Source organism: Pseudomonas sp. OTU750018, from assembly GCF_011636575.1.
GTDB lineage: Bacteria > Pseudomonadota > Gammaproteobacteria > Pseudomonadales > Pseudomonadaceae > Aquipseudomonas > Aquipseudomonas peli.
This window is the reverse complement of record NZ_JAAPAU010000002.1, coordinates 871077-889105: the sequence shown is the minus strand read 5'-3', so window position 1 is coordinate 889105 and position 18029 is coordinate 871077. Positions and strand designations below refer to the sequence as shown.

The 18029-nt window shown below is 55.0% G+C and carries 18 protein-coding genes and 1 other RNA gene; 10 read left to right on the top strand and 9 right to left on the bottom strand.

Translation table 11 applies throughout. The features are described from left to right. Nucleotides 1-72: 72 nt before the first annotated feature. From HCI85_RS13080 to HCI85_RS13070, 3 genes are all read right to left on the bottom strand, one after another. On the bottom strand, nucleotides 73-1044 hold the full coding sequence (locus HCI85_RS13080) for a FecR domain-containing protein (protein WP_167145079.1): 972 nt from the start codon (nucleotides 1042-1044) through the stop codon (nucleotides 73-75). After that, the gene (locus tag HCI85_RS13075; RefSeq protein WP_167145077.1) at nucleotides 1034-1582 is read right to left on the bottom strand and encodes a sigma-70 family RNA polymerase sigma factor; all 549 of its coding nucleotides are present in this window, start codon (nucleotides 1580-1582) and stop codon (nucleotides 1034-1036) included. The genes HCI85_RS13080 and HCI85_RS13075 overlap by 11 nt, the downstream gene beginning before the upstream one ends. 194 nt (nucleotides 1583-1776) lie before the next feature. Continuing rightward, nucleotides 1777-3024, bottom strand: coding sequence for an integrase domain-containing protein (locus tag HCI85_RS13070; RefSeq protein ID WP_167145075.1), 1248 nt, complete (start codon nucleotides 3022-3024; stop codon nucleotides 1777-1779). A 577-nt stretch (nucleotides 3025-3601) separates the two neighbouring features. On the opposite strand from HCI85_RS13070, the gene HCI85_RS13065 reads away from it, so the two are divergent. After that, nucleotides 3602-4654 (top strand): FRG domain-containing protein, encoded by a 1053-nt coding sequence (locus HCI85_RS13065; protein WP_167145072.1) that lies wholly within the window; start codon nucleotides 3602-3604, stop codon nucleotides 4652-4654. Nucleotides 4655-4697: 43 nt separating this feature from the next. Here the strand turns inward: HCI85_RS13065 and HCI85_RS13060 are convergent, their stop codons facing one another. Together HCI85_RS13060 and HCI85_RS13055 are read right to left on the bottom strand one after the other, a co-directional pair. Beyond that, complete coding sequence (locus HCI85_RS13060) at nucleotides 4698-4901, bottom strand: carbon storage regulator (protein WP_167145070.1); 204 nt, start codon at nucleotides 4899-4901, stop codon at nucleotides 4698-4700. A gap of 143 nt (nucleotides 4902-5044) precedes the next feature. Continuing rightward, nucleotides 5045-6337 carry a PIN domain-containing protein gene (locus HCI85_RS13055; protein WP_167145068.1) on the bottom strand — a complete coding sequence of 431 codons (1293 nt, stop codon included), beginning with the start codon at nucleotides 6335-6337 and terminating at the stop codon, nucleotides 5045-5047. A 490-nt stretch (nucleotides 6338-6827) separates the two neighbouring features. Here HCI85_RS13055 and HCI85_RS13050 point away from each other — a divergent pair, with 490 nt between their 5' ends. Genes HCI85_RS13050 through HCI85_RS13010 form a run of 8 tightly spaced genes read left to right on the top strand, consistent with a single transcriptional unit; the run spans nucleotide 6828 to nucleotide 10856 of the window. Further along, nucleotides 6828-7037, top strand: a complete 210-nt coding sequence (locus tag HCI85_RS13050) for a hypothetical protein (RefSeq protein ID WP_090255323.1) — start codon at nucleotides 6828-6830, stop codon at nucleotides 7035-7037. Nucleotides 7038-7042: 5 nt separating this feature from the next. Continuing rightward, nucleotides 7043-7213 (top strand): Arc family DNA-binding protein, encoded by a 171-nt coding sequence (locus HCI85_RS13045; RefSeq protein WP_167145066.1) that lies wholly within the window; start codon nucleotides 7043-7045, stop codon nucleotides 7211-7213. Further along, nucleotides 7203-7415, top strand: coding sequence for a hypothetical protein (locus HCI85_RS13040; protein ID WP_090255319.1), 213 nt, complete (start codon nucleotides 7203-7205; stop codon nucleotides 7413-7415). Before HCI85_RS13045 ends, HCI85_RS13040 begins: the two co-directional genes overlap by 11 nt. After that, on the top strand, nucleotides 7408-7677 hold the full coding sequence (locus tag HCI85_RS13035; protein WP_167145063.1) for a hypothetical protein: 270 nt from the start codon (nucleotides 7408-7410) through the stop codon (nucleotides 7675-7677). Before HCI85_RS13040 ends, HCI85_RS13035 begins: the two co-directional genes overlap by 8 nt. Continuing rightward, nucleotides 7670-8059 carry a hypothetical protein gene (locus HCI85_RS13030; protein WP_167145061.1) on the top strand — a complete coding sequence of 130 codons (390 nt, stop codon included), beginning with the start codon at nucleotides 7670-7672 and terminating at the stop codon, nucleotides 8057-8059. Before HCI85_RS13035 ends, HCI85_RS13030 begins: the two co-directional genes overlap by 8 nt. A gap of 12 nt (nucleotides 8060-8071) precedes the next feature. Continuing rightward, nucleotides 8072-8521, top strand: coding sequence for a hypothetical protein (locus HCI85_RS13020; protein WP_176600636.1), 450 nt, complete (start codon nucleotides 8072-8074; stop codon nucleotides 8519-8521). A 53-nt stretch (nucleotides 8522-8574) separates the two neighbouring features. Beyond that, a complete protein-coding gene (locus tag HCI85_RS13015) occupies nucleotides 8575-9858 on the top strand; it encodes a hypothetical protein (RefSeq protein ID WP_167145057.1) in 1284 nt (427 codons plus the stop codon). Beyond that, the gene (locus HCI85_RS13010; RefSeq protein ID WP_167145054.1) at nucleotides 9855-10856 is read left to right on the top strand and encodes a phage integrase; all 1002 of its coding nucleotides are present in this window, start codon (nucleotides 9855-9857) and stop codon (nucleotides 10854-10856) included. The genes HCI85_RS13015 and HCI85_RS13010 overlap by 4 nt, the downstream gene beginning before the upstream one ends. Before the next feature lie 104 nt (nucleotides 10857-10960). Here the strand turns inward: HCI85_RS13010 and HCI85_RS13005 are convergent, their stop codons facing one another. Continuing rightward, a complete protein-coding gene (locus tag HCI85_RS13005) occupies nucleotides 10961-11242 on the bottom strand; it encodes a hypothetical protein (protein WP_167145052.1) in 282 nt (93 codons plus the stop codon). 160 nt (nucleotides 11243-11402) lie between these two features. After that, nucleotides 11403-11794: a transfer-messenger RNA gene (gene ssrA / locus HCI85_RS13000) on the bottom strand. A gap of 147 nt (nucleotides 11795-11941) precedes the next feature. On the opposite strand from ssrA, the gene HCI85_RS12995 reads away from it, so the two are divergent. After that, nucleotides 11942-14857, top strand: coding sequence for a hybrid sensor histidine kinase/response regulator (locus HCI85_RS12995; RefSeq protein ID WP_167145050.1), 2916 nt, complete (start codon nucleotides 11942-11944; stop codon nucleotides 14855-14857). Between the two features lie 44 nt (nucleotides 14858-14901). On the opposite strand, the gene HCI85_RS12990 is transcribed toward HCI85_RS12995, so the two are convergent. Beyond that, complete coding sequence (locus HCI85_RS12990) at nucleotides 14902-15147, bottom strand: hypothetical protein (protein WP_090255302.1); 246 nt, start codon at nucleotides 15145-15147, stop codon at nucleotides 14902-14904. Between the two features lie 72 nt (nucleotides 15148-15219). Beyond that, nucleotides 15220-18027, bottom strand: a complete 2808-nt coding sequence (locus HCI85_RS12985; protein WP_167145048.1) for an FAD-binding and (Fe-S)-binding domain-containing protein — start codon at nucleotides 18025-18027, stop codon at nucleotides 15220-15222. Nucleotides 18028-18029 lie beyond the last annotated feature (2 nt).

The window sequence follows — 18029 nt, the reverse complement described above, 5'->3', positions numbered from 1 at the left end:
GATGACACGCGAGCGCCGAAGAAGATGACATTAATTCGTATTACTTTACGAAAATAATTCGCAGTGGCGTATTTAAGATGGGTACGCGGCGTTTCTAGGGGCGATGGTGACCCAGTAACGGGTGCGATAGAGGACATCGACAGGTAAGGTTTTGGTCAACGCCGCAAGGGCCTGATCCGTGTCGCGGAGCTGAAATACACCTGAAATTTGTACGCTGGCAACAGCTGGGTCGCAACGCAGAATGCCCGGACGATAACGGCTCAACTCCTCAGAGAAACGCGCCAGCGGCATATTTTCTACGCGTAAAACACCCTGCGACCAGCCATCCGCGTTGCGGTCGTTGGCTTGTGCTGGGTTGATCGCTCGTTGGGTAAAGCGGCGCTGTTGGCCGGCCTCAACCCACTGTGGTAGTTGCAGGTGGGAGGGTTGGATTGCCACTCTGCCTTCGAATACAGCAACGTCCGTGCAGTCCTCGCGCTGGCGCACCAGAAAGCGGGTACCAACTGGTCGGATACTACCGTCACGTGTTTCGATGACCAGATCACGTGCTGAGTCAGAGCGTTGAGCAGTGCTTACAAGGATCTCACCCTCGAACAACCTTACTCGATGCGCCTCGTCATCAAAGCGCACATCCATGGCGCTGCTGGTGTTGAGGTGAACATGCGTGCCATCTGGAAGCACCATCTGGCGCTGTTCGCCTGTAGCCGTGCGCTGCTCTGCCAGCCAGGTTTGCCAAGGCGTGGCGCGGTATGCAAGAACAGCGGCCGGCCCTGCGCTGACCAAGATCGCTAAAGCCTTGATGGTAGAGCGACGATCAATACCTTGTGGCCGATCCAGCGTGTGCATACCAACGTTTTGAGGGATGCTTTGCACATGGCAACTAAACCGCTGAGCAAGCTGCCAGGCGCGCTCATGATCCGGGTTACTGGCCCGCCATTGTGCGCACGCCTCATTATTGACTGCGTTTTTCGGGTCATCGTGTAGTTTGACGAACCACTGCGCGGCTTGATGGGCGATGTGCCTATCCAGTTGCTTAGCGCTCATAGGCAACGTCCGTCTTGGCGGAAAGCATGATGCAGGCTTCAACGGCCTGCACCATGTAGCGGTTGACGGTGCGCACATTAACCTTCAGCGCATCGGCAATTTGTGCGTACGTCAGACCTTCGAGTTGGGACAGCAGGAATGCTTTACGCACCTTGGTGGGTAAGGTGTTGAGCACAGCATCCACTTCGTTCAAGGCTTCAAGAATCAGCGCGTGATCTTCAAGGCTTGGCGTGGCTTGCTCAGGCAGCTGCGCCAGTGCTTCCAGGTAGGCGCGCTCCAGACTCTGCCGGCGAAAATGATTGAACATCAGCCGTTTAGCCACAGTGACCAAATAGGCACGGGGCTCAGCCAATTGCAGTTCTGTGTTCGGATGCTGGCTGACCAGGATGCGCATAAAGGTATCCTGCGCCAGATCAGCCGCATCGCAGCGATTTTCCAAGCGTTTACGCAGCCATCCGTAAAGCCAGGAATGGTGATCACTGTAAAGGGCGTGCAGTGCTCTCTGAGGGTGCGTAACTGCTGTACTGAATGGGCGCACGGGGTAATCCGGAGAGTTGCCTAGCTGAGTAAATGCGAATTTTTCTCATTCTAATGATGGCAATCTCATTGCGCAATCGGCTAACGCGCGAAGCGAGCTGTCACTCGTAAGATAAATCCTCACAGTCGTGTCAAACGAACTAGCTAGACAATGCTCCCAATGACTGGCTGCTTTTGGCCGATAGCCGCCAGTTGTCAGCGTATCGAAACGACTTTTCTCTCCTGGGTCGCAGATACTGAAAGACTGCCGGTTGCAGCCTTTTGAATATGCTCACCCCACCAGGCCATCATCGGGCGTCTGCGCTCGATATAGTCCGCACGGTTGTAGGCACTGCGCACTTCGTCCTTGTCCACATGCGCCAGCGCTACTTCAATCAGCTCTGGCTCCCAGCCGTGCTCGTTGAGCGTTGTACTGGCCATTGAGCGCATTCCGTGGCTGACCAAGCGTCCTTCAAAGCCCATACGTTTCAAGGCCATGTTGGCCGTTTGGCTATTGCAGTGAGTGCGCGGATTGCGGTCAGCAGGGAACACGTATTCACGCTGCCCGCTGTAGGGTTTGATTGCTGCAAGAATGGCCAATGCATGATCTGTAAGCGGTACTGCATGCGGGCGACGTTTTTTCATGCGCTCAGCCGGGATCGTCCAGATCCTTTTCTCGAAATCGATCTCGGCCCAGCGAGTAGTGGCAGCCTCAACGGGGCGAGTCATCGTGTGCAGTTGCCACTCGATCAGGCATCGAGTGGTTCTTTTTATGCTGGCGTTCGCGATTGCAACCATGAGCTCTTTGAGTTCATCGGGGTGTAAGGCCGGCATGTTCTTTTTCTTCGGCTTCTTGAACACGCTACCAATCCCGCTGAGTGGGTTGGCAGGCATCAGGCCAGAGTTGACCCCGTACGTCATGATCTCGTTGAGGCGCTGCGTAAGGCGTTTGACGGTTTCCAGGCTGCCTTTAGTTTCGAGCGGCTTGAGAAGGTTGATGACCTTCGGTGCTGTGATGGATGTTATCGGTGTACCGCCCAGATCGGGAAAGACATGCTGCGTAAGCGAGCGCCAAATGTCCTCGGCGTAGGCGGGCGTCACCACATCTTTTTTGAGCTCATACCAGGACGTCGCTACGTTCTGGAGCGTGTGCTCTGTCGCTGCTTTTTTAGCTTGTATTGCAGCATCACGTATCTCTTTCGGATCAGTGCCATTAGCAAGCACCTCTCTGGCATCAAGAGTTTTCTTGCGCGCTTGTGCTAATGAAACCTCGGGGAAGGTTCCCAAGCCCATGTTGATCCGCTTCTTCGTTATCGGATGCCGATAGTTGAAGTTCCACAGCTTAGAGCCATTGCTTCTCACTCTCAGTTGAAGGCCGGCTCCATCGAATAGGACATAGTCCTTCTCTGATGGTTTGGCAGATTTCACTCTAAGTTCAGATAGACGGGTTGCTTGAGCGCACATGGTGGTTCCGAGCGTGGTTTGGCATTCCAAAAATTAACATCAGTAGTCTTGGAATGCCGATGGCCATGGCTTGTGCTGGACGCTACGGGATGGTTATGGCGCTGAAAGCCCGTATTTACTGGATTTCAGGCACAAAAAAAGACGTCCGTGGACGTCTCTAGATGTTGTAATGGTGGGCCGGGGGGATTTGAACCCATTCCAAGCACCACGCAATACACCGCTAAAATCCGCTATACCAAGTAAATCAGATGGTTACGCTTCGCGCTATCCCGCATTGGTCGGCTTACCCTTGCTGTGACTGTGACACTTTTGGGACGCCCTCGTTTACGCCGAGGAAGTCGAACCCTCTGCCTCTGTCTGCTTATCCCGCAAAGCCCTGCTTTTCTGGCCTTCTTTTCTGATCCTTACTGCATTTTTTCGCTATGCCTTGCAGTAATTTCGACACGTACGCTAGACAGCCTTGAAGCCGATCAGTAGCGTCTAACAATCGGCTCAAATCGTGAGTGTGTGCAGTAGTAACTTTGTCGAGCGCTAAACATCAATAGATATATCGCGTAATAAATAGGGGTGATAAATTTTGTTTACAGAAAGACTTGTAAAAGTACTACAAGAAAGAAATGTATCGGAAGAGCTTATAAGAGATGTAGTTGATTCTGGGTATATAATTAGGCGTTTCGGTGGGTTTGGTTCTGAATCTGTCGAGTCAGTAAGTGATAAAATGTTTGGAAGCAAACAATTTTCTAGTATTTTTGATATAGATAAATTTGTTTCATATATCCATGGTTGTTATGAATTCCCTCAGCTTCCGCCTTTTGTGGAATATACTGTTAAGAGCTTCAAGGAGATTGAAGATATACTTGATGAGCCTAGGCGTAAGTTTTATATAGATGAAGGAAGAATGTCATTTCGAGGTCAGACATCACAATATACATATAAAAGAAAAATACCTAGCCCTGTTAGGGCCGATAAGCATGGCAGAGAAATATCCATATTTCCTGGTGTGTTCCGACAAAGCGGGGAGTTTTACTCTTTTAATGTCGAGCATAGGGAAAGAAGAAGCCTTAAATACTTGCTTCGCGAGCTAGAGCCCAATAATCCTAGTGTGTATTTGGATAGCGCATACGCATATGACATTATGCGTGTGGAGCAGCATTACGCTACACAAACATCCGGGCTGGATGTTTCATTTGATATTGAAACAGCAATATTTTTTGCGACTTACAAGTTTCAATTAAACACGGCTGGCCGGGCCTATCATACAAAAATTGAAAAAGGCGACCACAAAGGAGTTATCTATGGATTTTGCTTTAGAGATCCGCCAGTTAAGAAGACGGAGTTTTTGGTAAGGGATTTTGATTTATTTAGAACATATAAGCCGGAACGGATTCTAAGGCAGAATTGCGGATTGCCATTGTTTAGTGAATATGACCGAAATATAGCAATTACGGACTTGGATTTTATAATCTATCTCGACAAGGATTTTGATTATGACGGGGTAAGGACCCCAGATTATATGTTCCCTAACACTAAGGATGATGCATTCTATGGGAAATTGTTAGAATTGAAAGATAAGTATCCTGAGCTTTTGGAAAATATCGTCGAGTACGAGGGGAGTCGAGCGCCTGTGTGACAGAGTACGCCTAACTGCACTAGGAGTCTCTTGGTTGTATAGACTACTCCCATAATAACTCTTCTCTGAGGATCGAAATAGACTCAGGCGCATCAATGCTTATGATCGCTTTTGAATCCCTGATCTCGCCTAGTCTAATTTCAATTCCTTTAGTAGCGAGTACTTTCAATAACTGCTCTACATCTGAGCCGGGCTTCAGGTGTAGGTAAATGCTTTCGCCGGAGCGACGTCTGAGTGCGAGCGACATATTGAACCCTCCTTGGTTTTGACTTCCTGCTAGCAAATAGGTCAAGCAGCGTTTAGGTGCTTTGTTTTCTTGTGACATAGCTCAGTAGCCATGTCCGCTTTATCGGAATATATGTACTGCTGGTTGATAGAGTTTTAATAAGACTAAATATCTCGCCAGTCAGCTTTGTTGTTGTCTAGGTTTATAATCCGCTCTACAAGCCTGCTTCGCTTAGCGTTTAGAGATCTTATTTCGCCCAAAATATATGCGTGTTCAGATTTTATGCTTAAATAGTTTGGCTCGTCCTCAGGGTCTGTAGCGTCGCCATACTCCTCGATGAGCCTTAGCCCATCTCTCCTGAGGTTATCTGATTTTATGGTTAGATAGTTTATTTTGGCTGATATGGCTTCAAGCTCTTGTCTTATGTTTGCTGTTTCATCCTTCCACGATATGACGATACTGTCTTCTTTATTTTTATGTTCGTCACGGAGATAAAATTTAATATCGTCCAGGCTGGGTACGCGGAGTTTGCTGGCGTTCTTGCTGCTCACCTTGAATGAAGGGAGTACCGCCCCTGCAGCTTGTTCTTTTTTTCTTATGTCGACGATCTCGTCGAGTATTTCTTTTGATGGCTTATTGTTGTTTTGGCTAGCAAACGATAGGAATCGTTCTGGCAGATACATATGGAACTCTTTATCTACCTCCGCCTTGAACTCTTCAATCAGCTCTGGTCTAGGACCTAGTGTTTTTCCTTTGAAGCGCTGCCACCAATCCTCTTTCCCATCGTCTGTTACAAATATTACAGATGAGTTGCGCTCATTGGCTTTCTCAAGGATAGCCTTCCAGATTATTAGATCGCCGTAAGGGCGGCATCTGGCTGCTAATGACTCTTCAGTGCTTTGCTTTTTTATATCTGAATAGCCAGGAGGTATTTTTTGCGCATACCTTCCTGCACCTTCTTTTATTATATCTTCTAATTTGTTGCTATCAAATTTATCACCTATACGACTGTCATTAAATATCTCCGAGATGGCGTCTTTAATCTCGTCAAAATTTATTCTCTTGTTATGGATTTCTTTGTTTTCACTAAGCTCTTTGCATGCTTTTTCTAAACTTGAGCTTACTTCTTTCATTGTTTTTGTGGATACGAATGGGTGTTGTCTAGAATTCTCCAGTTTAGCTTTTAGCTTTGTTATTTCAGCAATTGCTTTTTCGTACTCCTCTTGCTGCTCATGGATTACGTCTAATCTGTTCTCTAGGTACTCCATGGCTACCCTGTTGGGTATCCATATTCTGTCTTTTATTCCTTCAAGTGTTTTAAGAAATAAAGCTCTGGTTTCGTCAGAATATCTGTAAAGGTTTAGAAGGATATTGGCATCAAAAACAAAAATGCAGCTGTTCCATATATCTTGGGTTGATATGGCGGTGGCGAAGTGGCCTGGAAATTTATCTTTCATTGGACAGTCCTTCTTCCTTCAGATCTCTTATTGAACTTGGTTCCCTATGCTCGGGCATACCAGCGCCTAGTCACTTCCTTGGTGATCGCTATCCCGCGTTGGGTTGGCTCAAGTTTCGGTTGGCTTCGTCGTATTCCGGACTGGTCTGCCCGACTTCTGGTGCGATCTGGCCGCTTGCTAGCCACATGGTGTATTGAGGAAATAGCTTCACCAGCTCCTCAATTTCCTCCGTGCTCATCCTTATCGCTTTGTAGCGAACCGTTTGCCAACGTACTAAGCCGATCTGGCTTTCCCTGATCAGCTTCTCAAATCCTGCCTTATCTATAAGCAGCCTAGCTCTAGCTTGTATTGATTCCATTTTGATCTAAATAAAGTGCACTGCAACTATTGCAGTGAGCCCCGCCGTGGGGGCATAGTGCATTTCACTTAATGCACTGCAATTATTGCAGTGCCAATTCTGTGTATTGCCGAACATAGTGGATTAAAGCTTATGGATACGGAAGGTCTCGACCCTCAAAAGCTGCACGGTGCGCCACCCCTGATGCCCTGGCCAAAGTTCGCCGAGTGGATCGGCATGGGCGATGAGCCAATCGTCGTCCGCACCTGGGTGGAGCGCGGTTACCTGCCTTCGAAGAAGGTCGGCAAACGCACCATGGTTAACGTCGTGCGGCTGGTGCAGCAGCTGCTTGATGAGGAGTAAGGCACATGAGCCGAACTGACCCGCAATTCAAGCTGCGTGTGCCTGCCGCACTGCGCCTGCAGATCGAACAAGCCGCCCACGCTTCGCGCCGTTCAATGAACGCCGAAATGGTCGTGCGCCTGGAAGCCAGCTTCGCCAAGGAACAGCCCCTGCAGGAGAAACCCCATGATCAGTGATGACAGCCTGGACCTTTGCAGCGTGAAGACCTTCGCCGAAATGAGCGGTATATCCATCGAAGAGGCAATCGACTGGGTGGATAACGGCACCGTCCCCAGCATGCGCCTGGCCGACTTCCGCATGGTCAACCTAGCTCGCCTGCGTGCTGACTTGCTCAAGGGAAAAACCGAGTTCAAAGCGGGGGACTACAGCCATGCCTAGCCCAAGTCATACCCTGGATGCCGTCACCGCTGTTGGCTACATCGGCAAGCCTGTCCACGTTGAGCTGGAGTGGGACAACGACCCCGAGCCGTTCTGCCGCTCGGGCTATGTCATCGGCATCGTCCTGCCGGTTAAAGGTGTGCAGGAACAGGCCTATTTGATGGTCATGAGCCCTGGCGAAGACTTCCCCGTGGAAGCCTACCTAGAGGACATACGTTCCATCCGCATTGCCGATCAGATTGAGGGCTTCAGCCATGCCTAGCCCCTGCCTCTCTCCCGATGCTGCCACTGCTATCAGCTACATCGGCAAAACCGCGCTCATGGAATTGCGCTGGGATGATGAGCCGGAATCGATATTTCAGGTCATGCACATTGTTGGCGTAGTCCTGCCGATGGAAGGTGTCTGTGACCATGCCTGCTTCATGGCCGTGTATTTCGACACGACTGATCCCTACCCCGAGCGGGTCTTCTTTCATGAAATCCGCAACATTTGGGTGGTGCAGCACCGCGACCGGCATGGTTCCGGCAACGTACTGGGCTGCATCGCCCACCCTAACTCGGCTGAGTCAGGGGCCGCGCTCCCGGCTCGTCGGAACAGCTCCACCGTTCCGTCGAACGGAAGCACGGGCGTAGCGCACCCTTGACGCGGAATGCCTATGAACAGCCTATCAACGGGAGTGTGGGGTAGCTTTATCACCCCATGCTCCCGAGCCCTCGGCGGCAAGAGCGGGATGACAAGGGCTGCGCCCTTGGTGTGCTTTGCCCAGCCCGCACCGCTGCATTTCGCTGACTGCCTGCACATGCTGTTTCTGGTGCTGCTCAGCGCCTTTCTGTGGTTTGCCAACCTGCCGCCCGATGGTCGCCCGCAGCTGTTCCCAATCACCCTGGAACACGCCTGCCCAGAACAACCGACCAACCTCGTAACAAACCCCATAACCCTTATTGAGCAAGAGCTGTGCGCCACGGCTGTCGTTCGTTCGCACGCCGAGGCACGAGGCGCGCGAGCGCGCGACAGCGGTGAGGCGCGTACTCGCGAGCGCGGGAGTGGCTCGGTTCAGAACGACGGCGCGAGCGAGGCTCGCGCCGGTGCGCTGACGTCCCTGTAACACGTCAGATAACGACTTTAGAACTTCCGCAATAACTGGCATTAGGTGAAGAAATGACAATGGTAAAAGATCATCAGCGTTTGAATCTTCTGACGGCAGAGGATGACAAACACGGACGTCTGTTTGTTGACCCTGGCAACGTCACGTTCACCGACCTGTCAGGCGTTCGCCTGCTCCGTTGCGGCGTCGATACCGTGCGCCAGCTGTACAAGGGGCTGATCCGCCCCGAGGTCATGGCGCTGTTTGAGGTGCCGGGCACCCTGGTTGATTTCGCGGGCCAGCGTTGGCACTCGGGACGGGTAGGGCGTGACTCCGGCTACCAGTACAAGCTGCAGAATGCAGACCTGGGCATCATCCTGCTGGTGAAGAACTTCAACGCCAAGCTGGAGAACATCGGCCCCCATCTGAAAATCGAAGTGTCACCTCATGCAATCGACAGCCTGTCGCCTGAGCGTCTGCAGGATCGATTGGACTTCTATGCGTCCCAGGTGATGACGCATGTGGAAATCAACCAGTGTGCCGTCCACCTTGCATTAGACCTGCAGGGCTGGACGCCTCCCGCCGATCTGGTGGCCCGCATGCACTGCAAAGCCCGGACTCAACGCGACATATCGGGTATCAGTGAAATCAACTGGGCGACCAAATCCAGCACCTATGGCCGCGGTGAAACCTCGATGTTTGGTTCAGCCAGTGGCATCCAGCTGTGTATCTACAACAAGACCGAGCAGGCCAAGGCCACGGACAAGCTCGACTACTGGGAAAGCGTCTGGAAGCGCCGTGACAGCTTCGACGACAACGACCCCGAGAACTATGAGCCAGCCCAGCCGGTATGGCGCGTAGAGCTGCGTTATCACCATTCGATCATCCAGCAATTTGCCAGCGGTTCCCTGGATGTGAAAACCGGTGAAGCCATCGACACCCGCTCGTTTGCGGCTTTCTCCGGGCATCTGGACGGCCTGTGGCGCTATGGGCTGGGGCAATTCAAGTTGTTAAGCCGACCGGGCTACTTCGCCCCTATTTGGACACTTATTCGCGAGGACGTACGTGTGGACCTACCAGTTGATTCCCTGCTTGAGAACACTGAATACAAGCGCTACTACAAGACCTCCCGTGGCTTCTCGGGCAAAAACGTCGAACTCTTCCTGGGAAACTTCGTAAGCCTGCTGGCAAGGGAGCGAGTGGGCGCAAAAAAGGCGTTTGATCGGCTGCAAACTTGGGAATGCTGGCCGGTCATTCGTGATCACTATGCCGCCAAGGACATGACCGAGCACGACATCTACAAGCACATTAAGAAGCTGCTGGAAGAGCGCAACGTCCGTTGGGGCCGTGCTGTATGAGTGTGAAACGGCGCGATGATGGCCGTTGGTTGGCAGATGTTCAGCCGATCCGTGGTCAACGCTTCCGCAAGCTCTTTGATACCAAGGGTGAAGCCCAGCGTTACGAGACGTTCATTCTGGCCAACAAAGCCAAGGATGCCGGCTGGAACCCTAAGGCTTCAGACCGTCGCAAGCTCTCTGAACTGGTGACGCTCTGGTATGACCTGCACGGTCACATGCTCAAGGATGGTGTGCGTAGAAAATCTAAGCTCGATGCTCTGTGCGTTCGGCTTCGTAACCCGGCAGCTGCCAAGCTCGATGCTTCGGTTTACGCCCATGATCGGCATATACGCTCTGAAAACGGCACCAGTCCTAAGACCCTCAACAACGAGTTGGGCTACCTGCGTGCGGTGTTCAATGAGCTTCGCGGCCTTGGCCAGATCGACTACGCCAACCCATTGGAGCTGGTGAAGCCATTCCGCATTGATGAGCGTGAATTGTCCTGGCTCACAGATGATCAGGTAACCATTCTGCTGGACGCCATCCGCAAGCACTCCGACAACCCGCATGTCGAACCGATCACTCTGCTTTGTCTTGCAACGGGTGCGCGTTGGTCTGAGGCAGAAGGGTTAATCCCGGCCCGGTTGCGTAATGGCTCAGTGACTTACAGCAAGACCAAATCCAGCCGCGTCCGCACGGTGCCCATCGATCCAGCCCTGGAGACATTTATAAGGGATCACTGGAAGCGTCATGGCCCGTTCACTGGCTCAATCAGCTCGTTTCGTCGTGCCCTGGTTCGATCAGGAATCCAGCTACCGAAAGGGCAGGCCAGCCATGCGCTACGCCACACCTTCGCCAGTCACTTCATACAGAAGGGCGGCAACATCCTCACCCTGCAAAAGATCCTGGGTCACTCCAGCTTGGCTATGACAATGCGCTATTCGCATCTGGCTCCAGAGCATCTGGCGGAGGCGGTGAGGTTGAGTCCGTTGGCAGGGCACATCCTTCGCTCTCACTAGATTGCCATGCCCTTCATTTCTAGCTTGGGCTTCATGCTATGTAGCTCTGGCTGTCAGCGAACGACCCAACGCTGTAGCTCGTCAGTTTTGCCTCCTTGCGATGGTCAAATCAGCCCGCGGTACTGTTTGCGCTTAGGGAATGCCATTCTGACCGCGACCGCGATCAGCACCAGACCAATGATGGCCGAAACACTGGCGAATCCAATGCTGAGCTGGATAGCTGATGCAAACTCTTCGGGATTGTGCTCCGCGCTGTACCAAGCCGAAGGTGAGCCGCGGTATCCGGGGATATGGACGGAGCCGCTTGATATATCCAGAAAGGCGGAAATGCCAATGCCGATGCCTAGCAGCAGGCAGAAAAAGCCGAGAATCATCACACTGAACATAAATAATCGCCTCCTGGCATCGCGTCCTGCTCACTCACTAGTGATCGTTCAATCAGCAGCTCTTGATTGAAGAGTGACACTTTCGGGACAGTCGATAAGTGTCGAAAGCAAAAACCCCTGACTTTCTCTAGGAAAATCAGGGGCTTAAGGTGTTTCAAATTGGTGGAGCCGGGGGGATTTGAACCCCCGTCCGCCAGTTCTCCACTTTCGGTACTACATGCTTAGCCGTGTCTATTGAGTTAATCCGCAGCCGCCCGACGGGCAGGGTGCTTTGGACGAGTTGTGTAAGTTTTAGCCGCTTTGTCCACAACGTACTACGCGGCGATCCTGTTCTGCATGACAATCACTTCAGGTTTACAGGCATCCCCTAGTGATCGCTGGAGCCGAAGCTACCAGAAGGACTAGTCGCGCCGCTTACGCAGCGAGAGCGTAGCCCTCGTAGTTTTCGTCATTGGCAACTATAGAAAGTTGCAACAGTGGATTTACGACTTCTGTTACCAAGTCGGCATGCACCTAGAGCTTCGCTACCGGCGTCGAATCCTAATCGGCCCCGAAACTTGTGTTGCTGGTACTGGGACGTGAGTTTACGCCAAAGGTTCCACAGCGTCGACCCGGCAATTGCCTGGCGGACGTTTAGGGTGCTTGCCGGCTATGATTGCATCCTGCACATTCGCCTTGCCTTCAGGATGAGACCCTCGTATGCCGCGCGCGTCGCGTTACCCTTTGCGTCAGTGGATCTGGCGCGCTTTTGTGCAGAGTGCCCTGATACCGCTGATTCTGGTCGAGTCGGTGTTGATCACGGTGTACCTGTTGAGTAATGCCGCAATTCGCGATGCGCAAATTGAGCATTTGCAGCAGAGCGCACTGGATGACCTGTCGGCCGCGGTGGTGCGTGAAGGTCAGGTGATCGATGGCCGTTTGCGTTCAGTTGAAGCGCAGGTACAGATTTTCCGTGATGCGGCACTCAATGCTCTGGATAACCGCACGTTTGAACCTGATGCGCTGGAGCGTCAGCGGCATGCGCTGACAGACAGCGGAGTGTTCTACAGCCGCAGCGATGATGGCCGCGCGGCCTCGTTTTATGCCAACAGCACGCCGCTGGCCAAGCAGGACCACGCCAAGGCGTTACGCCTGTCGCAGCTCGACCCGTTGATGCGCTCAATTCAGGCTGCCAACCCACGGGTGGCAGCGGCCTATTTCAATACCTGGGACAGCTACAACCGCATTTACCCCTTCTTTATGACGCCCGAGCAGTATCCCCATGACATGGTGATACCCGATTACAACTTCTATTACCTGGCTGACGCCAAGCACAATCCTGAGCGCAAGGTGGCCTGGACCGACGTTTACCTCGACCCGGCAGGCATGGGCTGGATGATGTCGGCCGTGGCGCCGGTGTACCGCGATGATTTTCTCGAAGGGGTTGTGGGCCTGGATATCACGGTTGGGCAGATGCTCGCGGAAATCGGTGAGCTGGATGTGCCTTGGAACGGTTACGCCATGCTGGTCAGCCGCGATCACAACATCATGGCCTTGCCGCGCGCAGGCGAAGAGGATTTTGGCCTGCGCGAGCTGACCGAGTACTCCTATGCCGAGGCGGTGCGGCGTGAAGTGCTCAAGCCTGAAGACTTTAACTTGGCCAAACGCACCGAGATGCAGCCGTTGCTGAAGGCCATGGCGGCAGGCCAGGGCAATGTGCAGGAAGTTGAACTTGGTGGTCGCAAACAGTTGATTGCCTGGAGCGAGATTCCGCAAACGGGTTGGCAGCTGCTGTTGGTGGTCGATGAGGCCAATATTTTCAGTGAGACCAATCGCCTGGCGGAGCGTTACCTGCACATCGGTTACCTGCTGATTGTCGGTTTAGGGCTGTTCTATCTGCTGTTCTTCGCGTTGATGTGGGTGCGTTCACGGCGGCTCAGTGATCAGTTGGTGCAGCCGATGGATGGGGTGGTCGGGATGATGCGCGAGCTGGGGCAGGGCCATTACCAGCCCAGTGCGCCGTCCAGCCAGATTGATGAACTGATGAGTATGGCCACAGCGGTGCAGCAGACGGGTGAGCAACTGCAGGCCAGTGAAGTGCAGCGATTAGAAGCGCAGCGGATTCTTCAGTTGGTACTGGAAAGCACCACGGAAAGCCTCTGGGAAGTTGAAGCGCACAGCATGAGCATCACGCTGAGTGAGCGCTTCCTCAAGCGCTTCGGTCTCACGCAGCCGAGCATCACCTTCAGTGAGTTCAATCAGCGTGTGCACTCCAATGATCTGGAGCGTATTCGCCACCTGCGTCAACTGTTCGCCAGCAGTGGCGAGGACCGTTTTGAGGCCGAATACCGCTACGCCGATGCCCACGGCCATTACGTCTGGCTGCTGAGCCGCGGCAAGGTGCTGGAGCGTGACAGCGAGGGCCGAGCCCTGCGCGTGGCCGGCACCCATGTGGATATCACCCGCCTTAAACAGGTGCAGGAGGACCTGCGCCGCGCGAGCCTGGACGCTCAGGCCGCCAGCCAGGCCAAGAGTCGCTTTCTGTCGAGCATGAGCCATGAGTTGCGTACGCCGCTTAATGCGATTTATGGCTTTGGTCAGTTGATAGAGATGGAGGCGCAGGACAAACCCGAAGCCAAGCTGGAGAGCGATTACGCCCGTGAGATCGTCAATGCCAGTCGGCACCTGACTTCACTGGTGGATGACATTCTCGACCTGTCGAGCATCGAAAGCCGCCGTCAGCAACTCAAGCTGGAGTCTGTGGAGGTGGGCGCGCTGCTGCACGGTTGCGCTGAGCTGGTGCAGCCTGAAGTGCAGCAACGTCAGTTACAGCTGCAGGTGCTGGCTGACGCCGACGCCGGCCTGTATGTGCAGGCGGATATGCGCCGGGTGCGCCAGGTAGTGCTTAACCTGCTGTCCAACGCGATCAAGTACAATAGCCCGCAGGGCCTGATCCGCATGGGTTATGAGGTGCGTCCCAGTTGCGTGCGGTTATGGGTTGAGGACAACGGCACAGGACTGACAGCCGAGCAGCAAGCCAATCTGTTTCAGCCGTTCCAGCGCTTGGGCCGGGAGAACTCCAGCATTCCTGGCACCGGAATTGGCTTGGTGCTGTGCCGCGAGCTGGCAGCTTTGATGGCCGGTGAAATGGGCTTTAGTAGCAGTGCCGGTGTGGGCAGTCGCTTCTGGATTGACCTGCCCGGCGCCGCGGCTCCGGCGGCACAACCGGCGGCTGATGAGGAGTCGGTGTCAGAGCAGCCCAGGCAGCTGGCCGAAGTGCTGTGCGTGGAAGATCACCCTGCCTGCCTCAAGGTGGTTCAGGAAGCCCTGCGTGAATTTGCCGAGGTACGTGGCGCTGGCTCGGTGCAGCGGGCACTGGCGGAGCTGGAGCAATGCACGCCGACCCTGTTGTTGCTGGACCTGGATCTACCCGATGGCAACGGCATGCAGGTGCTGGATGCCATGCGCCTCAACCCGCGGTTGCAGGCGGTGCCAGTGTTGGTGATCAGTGCGGCGGCAGATGAGGCGGTGTTTGCCGAGGCTCGTCGGCGCGGTGCGCAAGCCTGTTTGGCTAAACCGATTGACTTGGCTCAGGTGCGCCGCGTGGCGCTCAGTCTTCTGGGGCAGGCGCTCTAAAAAGTGCCTTCGGCAGTTCTGCCGAAGGCGTTGAGCTACCCGGACTATTCGCTGGCTTCGAGCAATTGCAAAGCCTCACCCAGCACCTTGACCGACTCGCCGTGATTGCCGGCCTTGTGCAGGGTTTCGCCTTCGGCGCGTAGCTTTTGTACTTGCGCGAGTACTGCGGCATCGCTCGGCGGGTCAGTTTTCAGCAGGCCATCAATCTTGGCCATATCCGCCGGGCAGTGCATGGCCCAGAGCGAGGTGCTGAGGAGTGCGGTAGCAAGGAAAGTGGCAAGACGGCGCATGGCGTGGCTCCAGCGAGTGTGTAGGGTATTCAGTATAGAAAACCCTCACTCATTGACTGGGCCGCTGGTCACTCAAACCCTGGCGCTGCTCACCCTATCCAGCAGGTATACCAGCCCGTGGTAATCAATGCCTCCGTGCTGGCTCAAGCCAATTTCGCAGGTACGACTGGTGCTGATGCCTTCCTCGCAGTACTGGACGGCGGACTTCAGGCTGCGCAAGGCGTGATCGTTCAGCTCGGGCGTAGTGAAGCCCTTGTCGCCGGCAAAGCCGCAACAGTGAATGCCTTCCGGGATGACCACTTCTGACGTACAGCGCCGTACGATATCGATTAAACCTTGTGCCTCGCCTAGGTGCTGGGTGCTGCAGGTGACATGCACCGCGACGGGTTTGTCCTGCGGGGTGATGTGCAGGCGGTCGAGTAACTGCTCGCGGATAAATTTCACCGGGTCATGCAGTTTCAATCTGGCGTCTAGGCCGTCCTGAATCAGCCGCAGGGTGCAGGGGCTGGTGTCGCAGTAGATCGGATCGAGGCCGCCACGGCTGGCCTTGAGCAGGGCGTCGATCAGCTCCTGCTTCTTGCGCTCGGCTTGTTCGGCATAGCCCTTGGAAGCAAACGGCTGGCCGCAGCAGAGGTTGTCCAGCTCATCCGGGAACACCACCTGAAAGCCGCCTTTCTCCAGCAGTGCGCGGGTCTTGTCGAGCAATGGCATTTGCTCGCTATCGCTGGCCGCCGGGCCCATGGCACGGGATACGCAGGCGGCCAGGTAGACCACCCGTGGCCGCGCATCATCATTCGTCTTGGGCAGTTGCAGGCGCTGCACCGGTTGCGGCATAGCTGGCGTCCACTGCGGCACGCGACCCTGGCTGGCCTTGCTAAGCGCCGCCGAGGTGCGGCTAAGCAGCGGTGCACCCATCAGCATGCGTGCACCGTTGGCCACATGCAGCATCACCCGTGCACCCTGCATGGCGCGGCGAAAGTTATTCGCCAGCCAGTCGGCACTGCGTGGGCTTTTAGCGTCGCGGGAGCGCAGTTGACGCACTAGATCGCCGGTATTAATACTCACCGGGCAGCGTTGGGCGCACAGGCCGGTGGCAGCACAGGTGTCGATGCCCTGGTACTGGTAGGCAGCTTCCAACTCGCGGGTGTCGATGCCGGCGCGCTTTTTCGCCTGGATATCGCGCCAGATCACGATGCGCTGGCGTGGGCTCAGGGTCAGCCCTTTCGATGGACAGACCGGCTCACAGAAACCGCACTCGATGCACTTGTCGATGATGTCGTCGGCGGCCGGCAGCGGCTTGAGGTTTTTCAGGTGGATGTCACGATCTTCGGAGAGGATCACATCCGGATTAAGGATGCCCTGGGGGTCGAGCAGGCGCTTGATCTGCCACATAAGCTGGTAAGCGTCATTGCCCCACTCCAGCTCGACAAAGGGCGCCATATTGCGTCCGGTGCCGTGCTCGGCTTTCAACGAGCCGCCAAATTCCACGGCCACCAGCTGCGCCACGTCGTCCATAAAGGCCGAGTAGCGGGCAATCTGCTCAGGCGTTTCGAAGGCCTGGGTAAACACAAAGTGCAGGTTGCCTTCCAGGGCATGGCCGAAAATGATCGCTTCGTCGTAACCGTGTTTATCGAACAGCGCGAGCAGGCGGTTGACGCCTTCGGCGAGTTGTTCGATGGGGAAGGTCACGTCCTCGATAATCACCGTGGTGCCTGTCTGGCGCACGGCACCGACGGCCGGGAAGGTGTCTTTGCGGATCTTCCACAGCAGGTTGTAAACGGCCGGGTCTTCGCTGAAATCCACCTGCTTTTCCAGCGGGAAGTCAGCGATGGACGCCATGATCAGTTGCAGCTGTTCATGCAGCAGGCTCTGGCTGGCGGCGCGCGATTCAATCAACAACGCGCAGGCGCTGTCGGACAAGCCCTTGACCCATTCCGGCATGCCGGGCTTGTTCTGCACCGAGCGCAGGCTGCGGCGATCCAGCAACTCCACGGCGGACACCGGCTGCTGCTTGAGCACCGTCACCGCACGGCAGCAGCTCTCCACATCGGGGAACACCAACAAGGCGCTGGCTTTGTGCGGGTGGTCGGGCACGGTGTTGTAGGTCACTGCGCTGATAAAGCCCAGCGTGCCTTCTGAGCCGACCAGTAGGTGGCTGAGGATATCCAGCGGCTGGTCGAAGTCCACCAGTGCATTCAAGGACAGGCCGGTGGTGTTCTTCAACCGGTACTTGTGGCGGATCTTGGCCGCCAGCGCGCTATTCGCGCGGGTCTGTTTGCCCAGCTCGTTCAGCTGTGCCAGCAGGTCGGCGTGGGTGGCGAAAAAACGTGTGACGCTGAGAGGATCTTCGGTGTCCAGCACCGTGCCATCGGCCAGCACCAGGCGGATGCCAGCCAGGGTGTGGTAGGTGTTGTGCGCCGTGCCGCAGCACATGCCGCTGGCGTTGTTGGCAACGATGCCACCGATCTTGCAGGCGTTGATCGACGCCGGATCAGGGCCGATCTTGCGTTGGAAGGGCGCCAGTACGGCATTCGCTTGAGCGCCAATTACGCCCGGTTGCAGGCGGATCTGGCTGCCCTGCCCACGGACTTCCCGACCGTTCCAGTTGTCGCCCAGCACGATCAGCACCGAGTCGCTGATGGCCTGGCCGGACAGGCTGGTGCCGGCGGCGCGGAAGGTCACAGGCACCTGATGGGTGCTGGCCAGCTTGAGTAGGTCAACCACTTCCAGCTCCGCCTCGACGCGTACCACCAGTTTGGGAATCAGCCGGTAGAAGCTGGCATCGGTGCCGAAGGCCAGGGTCGACAGCGGATCGTCGAAGCGCCGCTCGGCAGGGATTAGGCGTTCGACGGCGGTGAGAAAGGCGGCAGGCAGGCTCATGC

Coding starts and splice junctions, on each gene's coding strand:
- HCI85_RS13005 (WP_167145052.1), bottom strand. CDS start 11,242: ATGTTCAGTGTGATGATTCTCGGCTTTTTCTGCCTGCTGCTAGGCATC.
- HCI85_RS13010 (WP_167145054.1), top strand. CDS start 9,855: ATGAGTGTGAAACGGCGCGATGATGGCCGTTGGTTGGCAGATGTTCAG.
- HCI85_RS13080 (WP_167145079.1), bottom strand. CDS start 1,044: ATGAGCGCTAAGCAACTGGATAGGCACATCGCCCATCAAGCCGCGCAG.
- HCI85_RS12990 (WP_090255302.1), bottom strand. CDS start 15,147: ATGCGCCGTCTTGCCACTTTCCTTGCTACCGCACTCCTCAGCACCTCG.
- HCI85_RS13020 (WP_176600636.1), top strand. CDS start 8,072: ATGAACAGCCTATCAACGGGAGTGTGGGGTAGCTTTATCACCCCATGC.
- HCI85_RS13045 (WP_167145066.1), top strand. CDS start 7,043: ATGAGCCGAACTGACCCGCAATTCAAGCTGCGTGTGCCTGCCGCACTG.
- HCI85_RS13015 (WP_167145057.1), top strand. CDS start 8,575: ATGACAATGGTAAAAGATCATCAGCGTTTGAATCTTCTGACGGCAGAG.
- HCI85_RS12995 (WP_167145050.1), top strand. CDS start 11,942: ATGCCGCGCGCGTCGCGTTACCCTTTGCGTCAGTGGATCTGGCGCGCT.
- HCI85_RS12985 (WP_167145048.1), bottom strand. CDS start 18,027: ATGAGCCTGCCTGCCGCCTTTCTCACCGCCGTCGAACGCCTAATCCCT.
- HCI85_RS13030 (WP_167145061.1), top strand. CDS start 7,670: ATGCCTAGCCCCTGCCTCTCTCCCGATGCTGCCACTGCTATCAGCTAC.
- HCI85_RS13060 (WP_167145070.1), bottom strand. CDS start 4,901: ATGTCGCTCGCACTCAGACGTCGCTCCGGCGAAAGCATTTACCTACAC.
- HCI85_RS13070 (WP_167145075.1), bottom strand. CDS start 3,024: ATGTGCGCTCAAGCAACCCGTCTATCTGAACTTAGAGTGAAATCTGCC.
- HCI85_RS13040 (WP_090255319.1), top strand. CDS start 7,203: ATGATCAGTGATGACAGCCTGGACCTTTGCAGCGTGAAGACCTTCGCC.
- HCI85_RS13035 (WP_167145063.1), top strand. CDS start 7,408: ATGCCTAGCCCAAGTCATACCCTGGATGCCGTCACCGCTGTTGGCTAC.
- HCI85_RS13055 (WP_167145068.1), bottom strand. CDS start 6,337: ATGAAAGATAAATTTCCAGGCCACTTCGCCACCGCCATATCAACCCAA.
- HCI85_RS13050 (WP_090255323.1), top strand. CDS start 6,828: ATGGATACGGAAGGTCTCGACCCTCAAAAGCTGCACGGTGCGCCACCC.